Consider the following 16,700-nt stretch of genomic DNA (forward strand, 5'->3'; position numbering starts at 1 on the left):
CTGGTCAAACTAATCCTATTGAAAGATTAAATAATACCTTTCGACAAAGGATTTCTCGGCTGGAGAGAGAGAGTCTATCTTTCTCTAAAAAAATGGAGAATCACGTTGGGGAACCCTTTGGTATTTTATCCATGACTACAATGCACAGCAAAGCAAAGGATTAAGCCGCCATCACTACTACCGAATCACCACCGGCAATCTTTGTGTGCCACTATTCATAAAAAGGATCCGCCACATGAAAAGCCGCCCTCCTTGGCCGGAAGCGGTCAGAATGATTGCTTCTCTTGGGGGTTTTTTAGGTAGAAAAGGCGACGGTGAACCCGGTGTTAAAACTATTTGGTTGGGACTGGGAAGGTAACATGATATCAGCCAGACTTGGAAACTATCTCATCAAATTGGTTCCCCCATAGAACCCCCTTGAGCCATCTTGCACACTTTTCTCTTTTTGTCAAATTTTATGTTAAGAAAGATGTGACTAATGGATAGCCTTAAGTGGGTGGGTGGAATTAAATATAAGATGAACGTAGGTTGGGTTGAAGCATGAAACCCAACGCCTGCATGGGTTACGCTACCGCTAACCCATCTACAAATAATTTTGCCTCCCTACTTAATAAGGGGGGTGTCTGAGAACTTTTAACACCTGCCTACTTAAGTCGGTAAGTCGCAGATTAGCCTAAAATTACCCTGAATTGATTTTTATCTGTCAATAAGCCTAGAGCCTCGTAGGTTGGGTTGAGCGAAACAATACGGGGTCGAAAATGGCTCAATTCGATTGAAAAAGCGAAACCCAACCACCCCAACGGTTATTCTTAGTTGGGTTTCACTTCGTTCAACCCAACCTACAGTAATTGCTGCTCTCGTAGGGTGTGTTAATAAAGTATTGACAATGTAAATACATCCTGCCCATACTACAAGTATGGATGTCTATTTTGTCCTCAGTGGCATTACTTTTGTTTGGAATGACGAGAAATCTAGGATTAACCCGATTAACCATGACGGTATTATGAAAGTTGAGGCATTAAAAAAACGACTGGAGAGAAATCGCCCTATGACTACAATCACGATTCGTATTCCCGAAGATGTGATTGAAGATTTAAAGCGGGTTGCACCTTTGCTTGGTTTCTCAGGTTATCAACCTTTGATGCGTGCTTACATTGGACAAGGGCTGCGTGCGGATTTGGAGCGTCTAGAGGGAGATACAATTTCTGCTCTTGTTGCTAGTTTGAAGCGTCATGGTGTGAGTGATGAAGTGCTGCAAGAAGCGTTGAGTGAAGTGACTCCGCGTTAGTCTAGGTTTTCGGCCTTCTAGGTTGAGTTAAGCGAAACAATACGGGGTCGAAAATGGCTCAATTCGATTGAAAAAGCGAAACCCAACCACCCCAACGGTTATTCTTAGTTGGGTGTAAAGCACCTTATCTGAGGTTAAAATTTATTCTTTCTAATTGTTGCTAGAAATGGGTTATGATGTTTATGCGTTTAGGGGCTAAAGGAGAAAAATCATGGTACGTTGGTCACTAACCGAATCAGCTTTAGGACAAAAAGGCGCAAAAAAGGGATACTTTGAAGAAACGTCACAAAGACTGAGCTTTGAAGAAACCGTGGATTCTGTCCAAGAACGTAACTTGCGTTATTCCGAGGAAGAAATCGAAGAATCTATCAATGAGGCTATCCGAGAAACTCGTGCTGCGTCTCGTTCTTGATACTAATATTCTAATTTCTGCACTGTTACGCAAAAACACACCGCCTTATCTTCTTTATACAGCTTATCCCTACCTAGGATGAAAATAATTATAAATTTCCTTAGCTAATTGTTCCCCAATTCCTGTCACCTGTTGCAATTGTTCTAGGGAAGCTTCGCGAATATAATCCAGAGAATGAAAATGAGCTAATAAATCTTTTTGTCGCTTAAAACCTAAACCCGGTATCTCATCAAGACGGGAACGGCGACTTTTTTGCATCCTTTGTTGTCGGTGAAAGCTAACAGCAAAGCGGTGCGCTTCATCCCTGACTCGACGCAATAATTGCACTCCGGGTTGTTCCTTATCTGTCTCTAAAGGAGAGGATTCCCCGGGTAAAAAAATCTCCTCTCTCTGTTTAGCTAAACTAACAACTTTTACCTGTTCTAATAAATTCATCTCCCCTAAAACTGTCACCACTGCCGATAATTGTCCTTTTCCCCCATCAATCATGACCAAATCGGGAAAATCATCACTTTCGGCAATATTATCGGGATTTTCGGCATAACGACGGAAACGCCGGCGAATTACTTCTGCTAAACTGGCAAAATCATCGGAATGGCCGATTTTAACCTCGGGATTTTTGATTTTATAGTGACGATAATGTTGATTAGCGGCCACCCCATCGATAAACACCACTGAGGATGCCACTGCATTGGAACCCTGAATATGAGAAATATCATAACCCTCGATGCGGTGCGGCAGTGCCGGTAAATCGAGAATTACCGCTAAATCCTGCAAAGACTGTAAATCCCGGTCGGCGCTTCTTTTCGTCTTTTCTAACTCATAAAGAGCGTTTTTCTCGACCATAGCTAATAAATCCGCTTTGCTTTGCCGTTGGGGGACAGTTAACTCGACTTTGCGACCTTTTTTTTCCCTTAACCACCCCGCTAACACCTCACCTTCCGGTAATTCGCAGGGTAACAGGATTTCGCTGGGAATTTCCACCCCTTCCACCGATAAATAATGTTCTTCCAGGACTTTTTGCAGGATTTCTCCCTCGTTTGCTGACTGACTATCGGCAAAAAATCCCAAACGTCCCACCAAACGACCGGAACGCACCTGGAATAATTGTATGCAACAATGCTGCTCGTCCTTGGCTAAAGCGATCGCGTCCCGGGATACGGTATCATCAGGTAAAGAGACTTTTTGATCGGTATTAAGGGCCTGTAATCCGCGAATTTGATCCCTAATCGTGGCCGCTTGTTCAAAATCTAGGTTTTCCGAGGCTGCGAGCATCTTTGTCGCTAATTTGTCTAATAATTCCCCCGTCCTTCCCTGAAAAATCATCGCTACTTTCTCCAAGGTTTCTCGATAATCTTGGGGACTAATTAATTTTTGACAAACCCCCGGACAACGACCGATATCATAATTTAAACAGGGACGGTCTTTAAACAGAGGTTGGGGACGTTGACGCAGGGGAAAAGTGCGTTTAATTAGGTGTAAAGTGTAGCGCAGCAGCCTGGTATCGACGTAGGGACCATAATAACGGTCTTTTTGGTTATTTATGCTCCGTTTGCGGGTAATAAAAATGCGCGGGTAGGTTTCCGACCAAGTAATACAAATGTATGGATATTTTTTATCGTCCTTGAGGAGAGTATTAAAATGGGGCTGATGTTGTTTAATTAGATTAGCTTCCAGGGCCAAAGATTCTGCTTCCGTGTCGGTGACGATAAATTCAATTTCCGTCACCTGTCGCACCATCAAAGCAATGCGGGGACTGAGGGGTTGACTGGGACGAAAATAGGAACGGACTCTAGACCGGAGTTTTTTGGATTTACCGATGTAGAGAATTTCGCCATTTTGGTCGCGCAGGAAGTAAACCCCCGGTTCGAGGGGGATTTCCCGAAGACGATTTTCTAGGCGATCGAGGTCTTGGATTAGGGTAGAGTTAAGATTATTCCCGAACATCTTTTTATATTAGACAAAAAAATTACGCCAGTGGGTATTAGCTGACGTTTGGCAAGATATTTAGGGCAAATCTTCACAAAAATTAATATGCTTCCGATTCGATTTGCTTAATCGGGACGAAACATTCTCCAGGGAGTAGAATCGGTTTATTGTTAAAAATCAATTGGCCGCGATGATTGTCGCGGTTAATAGCGACACCGAAAGGACGTTTACTAACTCTGCTATTGAGGGTACAGTAGATGCGATAAATGCGTCTGGCTGCCCTTAAGACAGTAGGATCTAACAAAATTGGGATTTCCATATCGACACGCTGTTGTTCTGTTTTCTGGGATAGGGCCACCATCTCACTCGTCTCCCCACGATTAAATTGACGTATTTATTAAATCAATGGTATATGACGATTTCCGAATTTGTCACTTTTGTTAGGATTCTAAAACTTTCAGGATGGCCTGGCCCATAGCTTGGCATCCCACTAGGGTCATACCTTCTGAGAAAATATCTCCAGTACGATAACCAAACTCTAAGACTTTTTCGACGGCTTTTTCCAGTGCTGCTGCCGCTAAAGGCTGATTTAGCCCATATCTTAACATCATAGCAGCACTGAGAATCTGGGCGATCGGATTGGCCTTATCTTGGCCGGCGATATCCGGGGCCGAACCGTGGACGGGTTCAAAAACTCCCACCCCAGCAGTCCCTAAACTAGCGGAGGGTAACATTCCGATACTACCGGTTAACATGGCCGCTTCATCGGAGAGAATATCACCGAATAAATTGCCCGTGACGATAGTATCAAATTGTTTGGGGGCCCGGACTAACTGCATGGCCGCGTTATCGACGTAGAGATGGGAAAGTTCTACATCGGGATAATTAGCGGCGATTTTCGTCATCCGGTCGCGCCAGAGTTGGGAAACATCAAGAACATTAGCTTTATCGACGGAACAGAGTTTCTTGCCGCGTTTTTGGGCAATTTCAAAGGCCACCTTAGCGATGCGGTCCACCTCCGATTCCAAGTAAACCATGGTATTTACACCGCATTTTTCTCCCGTTTCCGTCTCAAAAATCCCCTTCGGTTGACCGAAATAAACACCCCCGGTCAATTCCCGGACCACCATGATATCCACTCCCTCGATAATCTCCCGTTTGAGACTAGAAGCGTCAATTAATTGCGGAAAAATGGTGGCAGGACGTAAATTAGCAAAAAGACCTAAACCGGATCTTAAGCCTAATAATCCCGTTTCTGGCCTTTGCTGCCGAGGCAAATTATCCCATTTATAACCCCCAATAGCAGCCAGGAGAACAGCATGACTATTTTTACAGGCGCTCAGGGTTGCTTCGGGGAGAGGATTGCCGGTTTCATCAATGGCTGCCCCTCCAATTAAAGCGGTTTGGAAGTCAAACTGGAGGTCAAATTTTTTACCGATGACTTTCAGTATCTCTACGGTGACAGCGAGGATTTCCGGCCCGATGCCATCGCCGGGTAGTAGGGTAATGCGATACTGTTGCGTCATAGTTCTAGAACGGTAAAATAGGTCAGACTCTTGATTATAACATAGTTAGGTGGGCTTTTTTCTCCTAAAAATGTCAATCTTTGCCAGAAAAACCGGGGAACCGCCGCGGAATTAGCTAAGGAAATTCTCGATCCTCCGGTATTAATTAAACAGGCAGTTAATCCCCGATAACTACACTAATTCCACATGGGAATCATCCCCAATCATAAAGCGTAAAGCTTTTGGACGTTGGGGAGCAATTTCTAATTTTGCCCGTCGTCCAATCACACTATCAACTATGCGCTGATGAATGCCAATAATCGTGGCATCTTTGAGAATTACACTGTGTTCTATGTCGGCATCGATTAATTTTGTGCCATTAGCTATACTGCTGTAGGGACCGATAAAACAATTCTCAATGTGACAATTTTCTCCAATAATGACAGGGCCGCGAATGGTACTATTAATAATTTTACTACCCTGGCCAATTTGTACCCGTCCGATCACCTGACTATTAGGATCAATTTCTCCTAGTAAAGCGATTTCTAGACTGGTATCAAGGATAATCCGATTTGCTTCTAATAAATCATCTTTTTTACCCGTATCTAACCACCAACCCAGTAGTTTATTCGCTTCTACTGCTTTGTTTTGGTTGATTAATTCTTGGATAGCGTCGGTAATTTCTAACTCACCCCGGCCCGAAGGTTGAATAGATGCGATCGCTTGATGAATGGTGGGAGCAAAAAAATAAATCCCCACTAAAGCTAAATTTGAGGGGGGTTCTTTGGGTTTTTCGACTAAGTATAAAACTTTGCCAGTTTCATCTACTTTTGCCACCCCAAAAGCACTAGGATTAGACACTTTTCGCAGGAGAATTAAAGCATCAAGAGACTGTTGATGAAAAGACTCTAAAAAGGGCGATAAATCATCCTCAATTAGGTTATCACCCAAGTACATAATAAAGGAGGAATCTCCTAGGAAAGATTGGGCAGTTTTGACCGCGTGAGCTAATCCAGCAGGTTGATCTTGGCGAATATAAGTTATCTTAGCGCCAAACTGTTCACCACTGCCCGTGGTCTGACGAATTTCTTCCCCAGTTTCGGGACTGATAATAATGCCAATATCGGTAATTCCTGCGGCCACAATTGACTCGATTCCATACCATAAAATCGGTTTATTGGCCACGGGAACTAACTGTTTTGCCCCAGTATAAGTTAGGGGACGTAACCTCGTACCTTTACCACCGGATAAAATTAGTGCTTTCATAGTTTTAAAGATTAAATAGTTGGTTGAGCATAGCTTTGAGAGAATCTCGCCAATAGGGAGGAATATAACCCAATTGTTGCGAGATTTTTTGACCAGAAAGAACCGAATAGGCCGGACGCACTGCTGGGGTAGGATATTCAGCAGTAGTAATGGGAATTACTCTCTGAATTTTTAAGGAAATACCGCTTATTTTTGCCTCCTCAAAAATCGCTTTAGTTAAATCAAACCAACTGGCAACACCGCTATTAGTAAAATTATAGATTCCTGTGGGATTATCGACATTAATTAGAAGCTGAGTAATGGCCGTGGCGATATCTTTTGCCCAAGTGGGACTTCCCACCTGATCAACAACTACTTTTAACTCCTCTCTTTCCTTGCCTAATCTCAGCATAGTTTTGACAAAATTACTTTTACCATAACTGCCGTAAACCCAAGCAGTCCGCAGGATAATTGCCTGAGAATTAACAGTTTTAATCTCCTCTTCTCCCCTTAACTTTGATTGTCCATAAACCCCTAAAGGATTAGTTAGATCGGTTTCTAGATAGGGGGTATTTTTCCGACCATCAAAGACATAATCTGTGGAAATATGGAGAAATTTAGCTTGAATTTTCTCGGCAGATTCCGCCATGATTTTCGGAGCTATAGCATTGATATAATAGGCTAAATCTGGCTCGGTTTCGGCTTTATCCACTGCCGTATAAGCGGCGGCATTAACCAGATAATCGGGGTGAATTTCCCTAATTAACTGGCTGATTTTTTCCGAGTTAGTTAAATCTAGTTCTTCTCGACCGATACTAATAACTTCACCCAAGGATTGTAAAGTTACTTGTAACTCTTGTCCCACTTGACCTTTAGCACCAATTAGTAAAACTTTTTTCATCGTCTTTAGGGGAAAATTTCCACGGATTTAAAGGGTTGTCCAGCTTGGTCTTTAGGGGAGAGAATCGGGGGAATCTCTAGAGGCCAATCAATCCCTAAATCAGCATCATTCCATAAAATGGTTTTTTCGTACTGGGGATAATAATAATTAGTGGTTTTGTAGAGAAATTCGGCTCGTTCAGAGAGAACTAGAAAGCCATGGGCAAAACCTTCGGGAACCCAGAAAATCCGTTTATTTTCCGCACTTAAAACACAGCCTACCCATTGCCCAAAAGTGGGGGAACTTTGACGCGCATCCACCGCCACATCAAAAACACTACCGCTCACCACTCGCACCAGTTTACCCTGGGGATTGGGGATTTGATAGTGCAATCCTCGCAGGACATTTTTTAGGGACATAGAGTGATTATCCTGGACAAAAGTGGTATTAACCCCAGTTTTTTCTCGAAAATCTTTCTGATTAAAACTCTCCAAGAAAAAACCTCGATCGTCTCCGTAAACTTGCGGTTCAATGATTAAAACATCAGGAATTTCCGTGGGAATAACTTTCATAAAATCGGAGACAAGATAACTTTTGCGGGTAGTCTAGCACAAAAGAGTATTTTTTTCTAAAGTTTTTTATTAATCTTTCCCGGGTAACTGAACAATGATAAGATGAGCCTAACTTAGTCAGAGCATAAACGACGTGGTACAAGTCTCTACACACACCGCTACTCAATCTATCCCCGTGGAGGGAGAAGCCTTAAAAAACTGGTTACAGACTAGGGCTAATCAGATTATCGCTGGCGATCGACTCAGTAAGCAAGAGGCCCTAGCTTTAACTGCGATCGAAGGTCAGGAAAATATTTTCAGCTTATGTGAGGCTGCCGATCGCATTCGTCAGGCCTGTTGTGGTAATACGGTGGATTTATGTAGCATTATCAACATAAAATCGGGAAGTTGTTCGGAAAATTGCAGTTTTTGTTCCCAATCCGCCCACCATCCCGGTCAAGATTCGCCTATCTACGGTTTAAAAAGTCGCGAGGAAATCGTCACCCATGCGAAAGCGGCAGCCGACGCGGGGGCCAAACGTTTCTGTTTAGTTAGTCAAGGCCGGGGATTAAAGTATAATAGCCCTAAATCGCAGGAATTCGAGGAAATACTGGCCACAGTTCAAGAAATCATCGAAACAGCCAAGATTAAACCCTGTTGCGCCTTGGGAGAGTTAACCCTTGCCCAAGCGCAGGCCTTAAAAGAAGCTGGAGTTACCCGTTATAATCACAATCTGGAAGCTTCCGAGAATTTTTATCCTAACGTCGTCTCCACCCACAGTTGGCAGGATCGGGTAGAAACGGTAAAAAACCTGAAAGCGGCGGGAATTCAAGCTTGTACGGGGGGAATTATCGGTATGGGGGAAAGTTGGACCGATCGCATTGATTTAGCTTTTTCCTTGGCGGAATTAGCAGTGGAATCCGTGCCGATTAACCTATTAAACCCCAGAAGTGGCACCCCTTTAGGTCATTTACCCAAACTAGACCCTTTTACTGCTCTAAAAGCGATCGCTATTTTCCGGTTTATCTTACCCCAACAAATCCTCCGTTATGCCGGGGGACGAGAGGCAGTGATGGGAGAATTGCAAAATCTGGGGCTAAAATCGGGAATTAATGCTATGCTGATTGGGCATTATTTGACCACTCTAGGACAACCCCCCCAACAGGATCAGGCGATGTTGGCTGATCTTAGTTTAATAGGAGGAGAAGCCCCCATCCCCGGTGAATACCAACCCCAACAGGCAACCTAAATCACGTCGAGGACGAGGCTCTCCGCCCCGGCGCACTTCCGCATCGGTTCCCAATGAGTTAATCTGGGCCTTGATTGGTTTGTTGCTGACAATTTTTAGTACATTTGTTCCAGTAAGCCTAGCTAGTTGGTCGGCTACGGGTCTATCTTCGCAAAAACTAGGCATAACTTACCAAATTGGGGCAGTATTGTTAACGGGCTGTCTGGGGGGCAAAAATGCCGGGCTTCTTGCCCAGGTGGCCTATATTTTTCTCGGTTTAACTTGGTTGCCTGTGTTTGCTCAGGGTGGGGGAATGGGTTATCTGAAAGAACCCAGTTTTGGCTATATTTTAGGCTTTATGCCGGGAGCATGGCTGTGTGGTTGGTTGGCTTTTCGCTGGCGCGCCAAGATAGAAACCCTAGCTTTAAGTGCCTTTGCCGGTTTGTTAGTGATTCATCTGTGCGGTTTATTATATATGCTGGGATTGTCGATTTTTCAGCCCCAAGCCGGTCAAATCACCTTTCCCGATAGTTTGCCCACCCTATTTATGAATTATTCAGTCTGGCCATTTTTAGGGCAATTAGTAGTAATTTGTGTGGTGGTAATTATTGCTTTTTTCTTCCGTAAATTATTATTTTATTGATGCCACAGCCAATGTTAAAAAAGAATCGCTGGTTTTGGATAGTGGCGGTTATCGGTCTAATTTTAGACCAAGTAACTAAGTATATAACCGTGCAGAGTTTTGAGCAAATCGGTGATACTTTCCCGATTATTCCGGGGGTTTTTCATTTCACCTATGTGATTAATACTGGTGCGGCTTTTAGTGCTTTTCGGGGCGGTGTTGGTTGGCTAAAATGGCTATCCTTATTGGTTAGTTTGGCATTAATGGCTTTTGCTTACTTTGGACCGCATTTAAATCGTTGGGAACAATTAGCCTACGGTTTCATTTTAGCAGGGGCTTTCGGCAATGGTATCGATCGCTTTTTGTTTGGTTATGTGGTGGATTTTCTCGATTTTAGATTGATTAATTTTCCTGTTTTTAATCTGGCCGACGTTTTTATTAATATCGGGATTATTTGCCTATTAATTTCTAACTTTCCCCACAAGTCAAGGGTCCTGTAGGGGCGAAGCATTCGGGCGATAATCAGAATGCTTCGCCCTTACTTGTTCTGTTCAAAAAAATTGGGGATTTAGTATTATATTCCTGGAGTCCTGATCATTTAAATATTTTGGAAATCTAGATAATTCCTGTTGAGTACCAATCATTTTGACCTCTGGAAAAAAACTTATAAGCTATTAAGTAGGTGGGTGGAATTAAATATAAGATGAACGTAGGTTGGGTTGAAGCATGAAACCCAACGCCCGATTATGTTACGCTACCGCTAACCCATCCTACAAATAATTGTGCCTCCCTACTTATTCCTGTTTTTTATCGGTGCTGGGTGGATGCCAACCTCCCTGAATCCATAATCGACGAACTTTAACGATAAAACCTTCATTATGATTATCATCATTTAAGTCCAAACGTTCAATAGTTGCCCTAGCGATGGGAGTGAGTCCCACTATTTTTAAAGCATCTGGTGTCCAGATAAAATGTTCTTGCCAATGCTGTTGGCGCGGATTGAATATTTCTACTTCTTGTTCTGTTTTCGGATCAATTGCCTTGATAAAATTGTAGCGATATCTGTTACATCTTTGGCAAGCTAAAGCTAAGTTTGCCAATTCATCTTTGCCTCCTAAAGATTTGGGCTGAATGTGATCTACTTCAAATAGTGCGGCACTAATTTCTTCTGAAGAATGACAGTATTCACACAGATAGTTGGCTCTTGCTCGGACTTGTAATCGAGTGGTGATACTAATCATTTAGATTCAGCAACTATTCTCGCATTTAAGAGCGTGAAAATCTCGTTTAACTCTAAAATACCGGCTAATTCTGCGGTTTCTTGAGAATTAAGTTGGGAATTTTTTTCTAGTTCCCGTAGTTCCTCTAATCGACACTGCAATTCCTCAGTGAATTTAAAGAGATAATTTTCCCTTACTGGCGATAGCTTAATTCCTTTTTCAATCCAAGAAGAGGGCTTGACCATCAGTTGAGTTAACATCACTTTCTCCCTAACTTTAATCCCTAACCTAATCCTAACACGATTATTTATCCTCGATCGGGTGAGCGATGCCCACCCGAAAAACTATGCTTCTGTTTGAGAATTAGAGCGATCGAATTTACTAACTAACTGAGGATTTTCTGACCAAGCATCGATAACACTCATATTACCATTGAGAAAATTCTGTTTAATAGCGCGGCGTTGAATTTTGCCGCTGGCAGTTTTGAGAATTGTTCCCGATTTAGCCAAAACAATGGCATGGGTCATAATTTCGTGTTCTTCGGCGATTTCCTGACGGATATCGGCGATTAATTTGGCCGTATCTAACTCACCGCTGCGACGTTCTAATTCCTGGACAATAACTAACTGTTCTTCCCCGTTATCTTCAATGGAAAAAGCGGCGCCATAATCGGGACGAAAAACCTCATTAAGATGCTGTACTGACCATTCTAAATCCTGGGGATAATGATTACTACCACGGACAATAATTAAATCCTTAATCCTTCCCGTGATATACAATTCCCCATCGAGAAGAAAACCTAAATCTCCGGTGCGTAAAAACGGTCCTTCTCCCGTATCAGCAAGATAAGCTTGAAAAGTTTCTTTGGTTGCGTCTTCCCGTTGCCAATATCCAGCGGCCATACTGGGGTCACTGGCCCAAATTTCGCCCACTTCATCGGCTGCACAAAGGGTGAAAGTATCGGGATTAACCATAGCTATACGGGTATCACAGACGCGATGACCACAACTGGGGACATATCTAACTCCCGTGGTTCGATCGGAGCCTACAGGGACAATTTTACCGCGTTCGTAGGCGGTGGCATCCAAAGCGGTGATAATTGGGGTGGTTCCCTTGGGTTTATTGGAAATCAAGAGGGTATATTCAGCTAATCCGTAGGCAGGGGCGAAAGTTTGCCAAGAAAAGCCATAATCTGCAAAAGTATCGACAAATTTGGCCATAACCTTTGGGTTAATCGGTTCGGCGGCATTTCCCGCAGCCTGCCAACTGCTCAGGTCTAATTCCGCTAAATCGGCAGCTTTAATCCTACGAGTACAAAGATCATAGGCGAAGTTGGGGGCTTGACTATGAGTAACTTTGTACTTAGTAATATTTTTTAACCACTGCATCGGACGCTTAATAAAAGCAAAGGGAGACATCAGATAGCAGGGTGTACCGTTGTAGAGGGGGACGGTGATACCTTCGACTAACCCGTAATCATGAAAATAGGGCATCCAAGTGAGGGTAACGCTATCCGGTTCGTAACCACAAGCTTTTTGCAAGTAACCGCAATGGTGCATCAGATTAAAATGACTTAGCATCACCCCTTTGGGGATATTAGTCGAACCGGAGGTATATTGCAGATAAGCAAGCGCCGATTTATCCACCTGGGGATCTTGCCATTGGTCCGCCAGGGAAATATCAATGCTTTCGGTAGTAATCCATTTCATTTGGTCGAATTCTGGGAATTCTTCCTTAACACCTTCAATAAGAGTCAGAATACTTTCGGTAACTAGGGCAAAGGTGGCATTAGCATCCTTGACAATTGCCCGTAAACGGGGCAGAGTGCGCTTAAGTCGTCCTGATTCCGGTGGGGGGACGGGAATGGCAATCACTCCCGCATAAAGACAACCACAAAAAGCGGCCACTACTTCTAAACTTTGAGGATAGAGTAACAGGGCCCGTTCTCCTTGAGCTTGGTATTTTTGCAAATAGGCGGCGATTGCTCTTGCTTGGCGATCGAGTTCACTGTAGGTTAAAGGTGGGGTTTCTTTTTTACCATCAATCAGAAAAGTGTAGGCATGGCCGTCCGGTTGTGTCGTGGCGCGGTAACGTAAGAGTTCTACTAGGGTTGCGGGTTGAATTGGGGTTTCAGTCATCGTTGTTATCGGGCTTATTGGCGCTATTGTATAGAAGTTTTAACATATTTGCCCATGGCGCTAGGATAAAGTGCCGAAGGCGATCGGTCAAGGTATAGGATTAAGTTAGGTTAAAATCCCGCCCTGCCTTATCTCTGCAATTGTGAGAAAAAGCTATAATTAATCAATCCTAAAATACCGGGAAAAAGTCATGACAGCCCTAGACATGATCCCAGATGTCACCTATCCCCCCACAGATTTATGGAGTGATGAACCACCCTTGGCAAGTGATCTACACCTGCAACAGATCATCATTCTCCTTAGTTGTCTAGAATTATTATGGCGCGAGAGGAGTGATTACTACGCTTCGGGAAATCTAACCATCTACTACAAAGCGGAACAACTAAAAAAACGTGATTTCTGTGGTCCTGATTTTTTTGTGGTTTTAGATACCGAAAAACGTCCCCGCAAAAGTTGGGTAGTTTGGGGAGAACAGGGTAAATATCCCGATGTAATTGTCGAGATTCTCTCCGATTCTACGGCCAATATTGACCGCAAGAACAAGAAAACTCTCTATCAGAATACCTTTCGCACTCCTAATTATTTTTGGTTCGATCCTAATACGTTAGAATTACAAGGATTTAGACTAATTGAGGGACAATATCAAGCCATTTCTCCCAATGAACAGGGTTATCTGTGGAGTGAACAGTTAGGATTATATTTAGGGATATTTGACCGTAAACTGCGTTATTTTACCGCCGATGGTCAATTAGTCCCCACTCCTCAAGAAGCGGAATTACAGCAAAGACAGGCAAAAGAACAGGCTCTTTTAGAAAAAGAACAGGCTCTTTTAGAAAAAGAAAGGGAACGACAAGCCAAGGAAAAATTGGCACAAAAATTGCGAGAATTAGGCATCGATCCCGATACAATTTAGGGGAAATCTGATCAGTAGGGTTTGAAGACAAAATAACAAACCCTGCTATAAGATTAAAAAACAAATTTATTTTCTAGCAACTATGGTGACAGCAGCGCCCCTAGTGGGTGTAATTATGGGCAGTGATTCCGACTTACCCACCATGAAAGAAGCGATCGCAGTTTTAGAGGTTTTTCAGATTAGCCACGAAGTCGCCATCGTCTCGGCCCATCGTACCCCCGAAAAAATGTTTGAATACGGCAAAAACGCTCATTTAAGGGGAATAAAAGTGATTATCGCCGGAGCCGGCGGCGCTGCCCATTTACCCGGGATGGTAGCATCTCTAACCCCCTTACCCGTGATTGGGGTTCCCGTAGTCACGCGCACTTTACAAGGGTTAGACTCTCTCTATTCAATTGTACAGATGCCCGCAGGCATTCCCGTGGCCACGGTGGCGATCGGTAATGCCAAAAATGCCGGACTTTTAGCGGTTCAAATTCTCGCCACTGGTAATACTGATCTTTTAGAGCAAGTTATCGCCTATCGTCAATCCCTCACCGATTCCGTCCTCGAAAAACAAAGCAATCTTCAACGACTAGGCTATCAAGACTATCTAGGGCAGAGTTCACCTAAGTAGGGTAGATTGAGAAAAGATTAAGTAACAAATTATGAAGTAATTATGCGTTGGATCACCGCTTGTGTATTGAGTCTATTGCTCTTTTTTGCCCTACCCATAGCGGCTTATGCCGATAGCCCGACTATTAGCGAAGAACAGATTAGAGAAGGGGAAGTTATCGCCGAAAAAGCCCTAGAAGCCACAGAAAAAGGGGATTACGCCCAGGCCGAAAGCTATTGGACCGAATTAGTCGCCAAATTCCCCACTAACCCCGCCGTCTGGAGTAATCGCGGCAATGCCAGAGTCAGCCTCAATAAATTAGAGGATGCGATCGCTGATTTTAACCAAGCGATCGCCATTGCCCCCGATGCCCCCGATCCCTACCTCAATCGTGGCACCGCTTTAGAAGGAGAAGGTAAATATCAAGAAGCGATCGCCGATTATAATAAAGTTTTAGAACTAGATCCCAATGATGCCTTTGCCTATAACAATCGCGGCAACGCTGAGGGCGGTTTAGGGGATTGGGAAGCCGCCGTCAAAGACTATCGCCAAGCCACCCAACTAGCCCCGAATTTTGCCTGGGCGCAAGCTAATCTGGCGCTGGCCCTGTACGAATTGGGCAGATATCCAGAAGCAGTCCAAAAAATGCGGAATATTGCCCGCAAATACCCCATGTTTCCCGATGTCAGAGCCGCCTTAAGTGCCGTTTTATGGACTCAAGGACAACAGGGAGAGGCGGAAAGCAATTGGGTAGCCGCCGTCGGCATGGATACCCGCTATCAAGACCTCGATTGGGTAAAAAGCGTGCGCCGTTGGCCGCCAAATATGGTTCTAGCCTTAGATAAGTTTCTCAACTTAAAGTAAAGAAGGACTAAATATTAACTTTTCTGGCAGTAGCGGGACTGAGGGGCAAATTATCTGGAAATCCGCGACTAAGATACAGTTGAGATGTGCTGGATTGTACTGCATTTAAACTGCGTCGGGGGAGTTTTAGTACAAATGCTCAAACTTCCTCGACCCAGTTCTGGCTCTCCCAACTACGGTGGGGGTAAATTATCATTTCTGGACGACCAGCCACTGTTCCCCGTTCCCCAAAAAGAAAACTGGCTCTCTTGGATTTGGTGGGTAAAATGTATTCTAAGATACATTGCCCCTAGCGAGGGGGTGGAACAAACCACAAAGACACAAAGGACACAAAGATCGATCGATCCTATGTAAGTTAAACTGGTCGCAACGCGCTCGCTACGCGAGATCACACAGAACCTAGAAGAGCCGAAAACTTTGCACCTTACCATTAAGATAACTGCTTTATCTGCAATGGCCTTTTTTACTCTCACTCACATTAACCATGACCGAGCCAACCCAATTAAACTATCACGATACCTATTCTTGTCCCGTCTGTCGCCATGGTAAAATTGCCGCTTTACCCCTCATGGAAGCCTATGCTTGTAACTTTTGTCAACACATTTTTACTGCTAATTTAGAACAACAAGTTTTAAAAATGGCCGATAGTCAATTACCCTTAACTTGGTATTGGAATGGTAAGTATTGGCAGGGTTTACCGAGAGAAGGAATGGAGATAGCAGGTTTTTACTTAATTATCGGTTTAGGATTTGTGATTTTTCCCACAGCAATTGTGGCTACGGGAGCCTATCTTTTTCCTCCAATCGAGGGGAGTCCTTTGTCATGGGTGCCTCTATTTTGGTCGATTTTAACCTTTATTTGCCATGCTATTTGTTTACTCTGGTTAATTATCGAATATTATCAGTTTCCCGTTAATATGTATCTACGCGCCTTGGCTCGTCGTTGGCAAAATTCTTTGGTCACTAGGTTATTATCCTAGGAAACATTCAATCCCAGAAAGGGGAGCAGGAAGTGGGGTGTAGGGTGTGGGGAATTGGGGAAATGGGGAAATGGGGAAATGGGGAAATGGGGAAATGGGGAAATGGGGAAATGGGGAAATGGGGAAATGGGGAAATGGGGAGAATAAATAAAAATAATCTCCTGACTACTGATAACTGATGACTGATGACTGATGACTGATAACTGATAACTGATAACTGATAACTGATAACTGATAACTGATAACTGATAACTGATAACTGATAACTGATAACTGATAACTGATAACTGATAACTGATAACTGATAACTGATAACTGATAACTGATAACT

At 43.6% G+C, this 16,700-nt stretch carries 19 protein-coding genes and 2 pseudogenes; 11 read left to right on the forward strand and 10 right to left on the reverse strand.

All coding sequences use genetic code 11. The features are described from left to right. From O9324_RS04600 to O9324_RS04615, 4 genes and pseudogenes are all read left to right on the forward strand, one after another. Positions 1–145: pseudogene (locus O9324_RS04600) on the forward strand (IS1 family transposase); the annotation flags it as partial. Between the two features lie 41 nt (positions 146–186). Next, positions 187–421: pseudogene (locus O9324_RS04605) on the forward strand (IS4 family transposase); the annotation flags it as partial. Positions 422–1,003: 582 nt separating this feature from the next. Next, a complete protein-coding gene (locus O9324_RS04610) occupies positions 1,004–1,288 on the forward strand; it encodes a hypothetical protein (RefSeq protein WP_103111899.1) in 285 nt (94 codons plus the stop codon). Between the two features lie 211 nt (positions 1,289–1,499). Then, on the forward strand, positions 1,500–1,700 hold the full coding sequence (locus O9324_RS04615; protein WP_012263795.1) for a hypothetical protein: 201 nt from the start codon (positions 1,500–1,502) through the stop codon (positions 1,698–1,700). Between the two features lie 69 nt (positions 1,701–1,769). Here the strand turns inward: O9324_RS04615 and uvrC are convergent, their stop codons facing one another. From uvrC to rfbC, 6 genes are all read right to left on the reverse strand, one after another. After that, positions 1,770–3,647, reverse strand: coding sequence for an excinuclease ABC subunit UvrC (gene uvrC / locus O9324_RS04620; protein ID WP_288139574.1), 1,878 nt, complete (start codon positions 3,645–3,647; stop codon positions 1,770–1,772). 82 nt (positions 3,648–3,729) lie between these two features. Further along, on the reverse strand, positions 3,730–3,990 hold the full coding sequence (locus O9324_RS04625) for a hypothetical protein (RefSeq protein ID WP_002742418.1): 261 nt from the start codon (positions 3,988–3,990) through the stop codon (positions 3,730–3,732). Positions 3,991–4,069: 79 nt separating this feature from the next. Beyond that, positions 4,070–5,155, reverse strand: a complete 1,086-nt coding sequence (gene leuB / locus O9324_RS04630; protein WP_002767168.1) for a 3-isopropylmalate dehydrogenase — start codon at positions 5,153–5,155, stop codon at positions 4,070–4,072. 171 nt (positions 5,156–5,326) lie between these two features. Continuing rightward, on the reverse strand, positions 5,327–6,400 hold the full coding sequence (locus tag O9324_RS04635) for a glucose-1-phosphate thymidylyltransferase (RefSeq protein ID WP_288139575.1): 1,074 nt from the start codon (positions 6,398–6,400) through the stop codon (positions 5,327–5,329). Between the two features lie 4 nt (positions 6,401–6,404). Beyond that, on the reverse strand, positions 6,405–7,280 hold the full coding sequence (rfbD, locus tag O9324_RS04640; RefSeq protein ID WP_288139576.1) for a dTDP-4-dehydrorhamnose reductase: 876 nt from the start codon (positions 7,278–7,280) through the stop codon (positions 6,405–6,407). A gap of 5 nt (positions 7,281–7,285) precedes the next feature. Next, complete coding sequence (gene rfbC / locus O9324_RS04645; protein WP_002767164.1) at positions 7,286–7,831, reverse strand: dTDP-4-dehydrorhamnose 3,5-epimerase; 546 nt, start codon at positions 7,829–7,831, stop codon at positions 7,286–7,288. A 133-nt stretch (positions 7,832–7,964) separates the two neighbouring features. Between rfbC and bioB the strand changes: the two genes are divergently transcribed. From bioB to lspA, 3 genes are read left to right on the forward strand one after another with little or no spacing between them, the layout of a single operon-like run. Then, positions 7,965–9,059, forward strand: a complete 1,095-nt coding sequence (bioB, locus tag O9324_RS04650) for a biotin synthase BioB (protein WP_002767162.1) — start codon at positions 7,965–7,967, stop codon at positions 9,057–9,059. Beyond that, positions 9,031–9,681: a biotin transporter BioY gene (locus O9324_RS04655; RefSeq protein WP_002767161.1), complete on the forward strand. Its 651-nt coding sequence runs from the start codon at positions 9,031–9,033 to the stop codon at positions 9,679–9,681. Before bioB ends, O9324_RS04655 begins: the two co-directional genes overlap by 29 nt. Before the next feature lie 11 nt (positions 9,682–9,692). Further along, positions 9,693–10,160: a signal peptidase II gene (lspA, locus tag O9324_RS04660; protein WP_288139577.1), complete on the forward strand. Its 468-nt coding sequence runs from the start codon at positions 9,693–9,695 to the stop codon at positions 10,158–10,160. 294 nt (positions 10,161–10,454) lie between these two features. Here lspA and O9324_RS04665 read toward each other — a convergent pair whose 3' ends face one another. The 3 genes from O9324_RS04665 to O9324_RS04675 form a co-directional block, all read right to left on the reverse strand. Then, entirely contained in the window at positions 10,455–10,901 is a 447-nt protein-coding gene (locus tag O9324_RS04665) for an HNH endonuclease (protein WP_287629700.1), read from the reverse strand. Further along, entirely contained in the window at positions 10,898–11,140 is a 243-nt protein-coding gene (locus O9324_RS04670; protein WP_002767156.1) for a hypothetical protein, read from the reverse strand. The genes O9324_RS04665 and O9324_RS04670 overlap by 4 nt, the downstream gene beginning before the upstream one ends. A gap of 84 nt (positions 11,141–11,224) precedes the next feature. After that, a complete protein-coding gene (locus tag O9324_RS04675; RefSeq protein WP_288139578.1) occupies positions 11,225–13,018 on the reverse strand; it encodes a fatty acyl-AMP ligase in 1,794 nt (597 codons plus the stop codon). A 190-nt stretch (positions 13,019–13,208) separates the two neighbouring features. Here O9324_RS04675 and O9324_RS04680 point away from each other — a divergent pair, with 190 nt between their 5' ends. The 3 genes from O9324_RS04680 (at position 13,209) to O9324_RS04690 (ending at position 15,390) form a co-directional block, all read left to right on the forward strand. Next, positions 13,209–13,931, forward strand: a complete 723-nt coding sequence (locus O9324_RS04680; protein ID WP_288139579.1) for a Uma2 family endonuclease — start codon at positions 13,209–13,211, stop codon at positions 13,929–13,931. An 82-nt stretch (positions 13,932–14,013) separates the two neighbouring features. Further along, positions 14,014–14,547: a 5-(carboxyamino)imidazole ribonucleotide mutase gene (purE, locus tag O9324_RS04685; RefSeq protein ID WP_066029554.1), complete on the forward strand. Its 534-nt coding sequence runs from the start codon at positions 14,014–14,016 to the stop codon at positions 14,545–14,547. 42 nt (positions 14,548–14,589) lie between these two features. Then, the gene (locus O9324_RS04690) at positions 14,590–15,390 is read left to right on the forward strand and encodes a tetratricopeptide repeat protein (protein ID WP_002732506.1); all 801 of its coding nucleotides are present in this window, start codon (positions 14,590–14,592) and stop codon (positions 15,388–15,390) included. Between the two features lie 173 nt (positions 15,391–15,563). Here the strand turns inward: O9324_RS04690 and O9324_RS04695 are convergent, their stop codons facing one another. Further along, positions 15,564–15,779 (reverse strand): hypothetical protein, encoded by a 216-nt coding sequence (locus O9324_RS04695; protein WP_288139581.1) that lies wholly within the window; start codon positions 15,777–15,779, stop codon positions 15,564–15,566. A gap of 95 nt (positions 15,780–15,874) precedes the next feature. Between O9324_RS04695 and O9324_RS04700 the strand changes: the two genes are divergently transcribed. Next, a complete protein-coding gene (locus O9324_RS04700) occupies positions 15,875–16,369 on the forward strand; it encodes a hypothetical protein (protein ID WP_288139580.1) in 495 nt (164 codons plus the stop codon). Positions 16,370–16,700 lie beyond the last annotated feature (331 nt).

Origin of the sequence: Microcystis sp. LE19-84.1B (genome assembly GCF_027531875.1) — a bacterium.
GTDB lineage: Bacteria > Cyanobacteriota > Cyanobacteriia > Cyanobacteriales > Microcystaceae > Microcystis > Microcystis panniformis.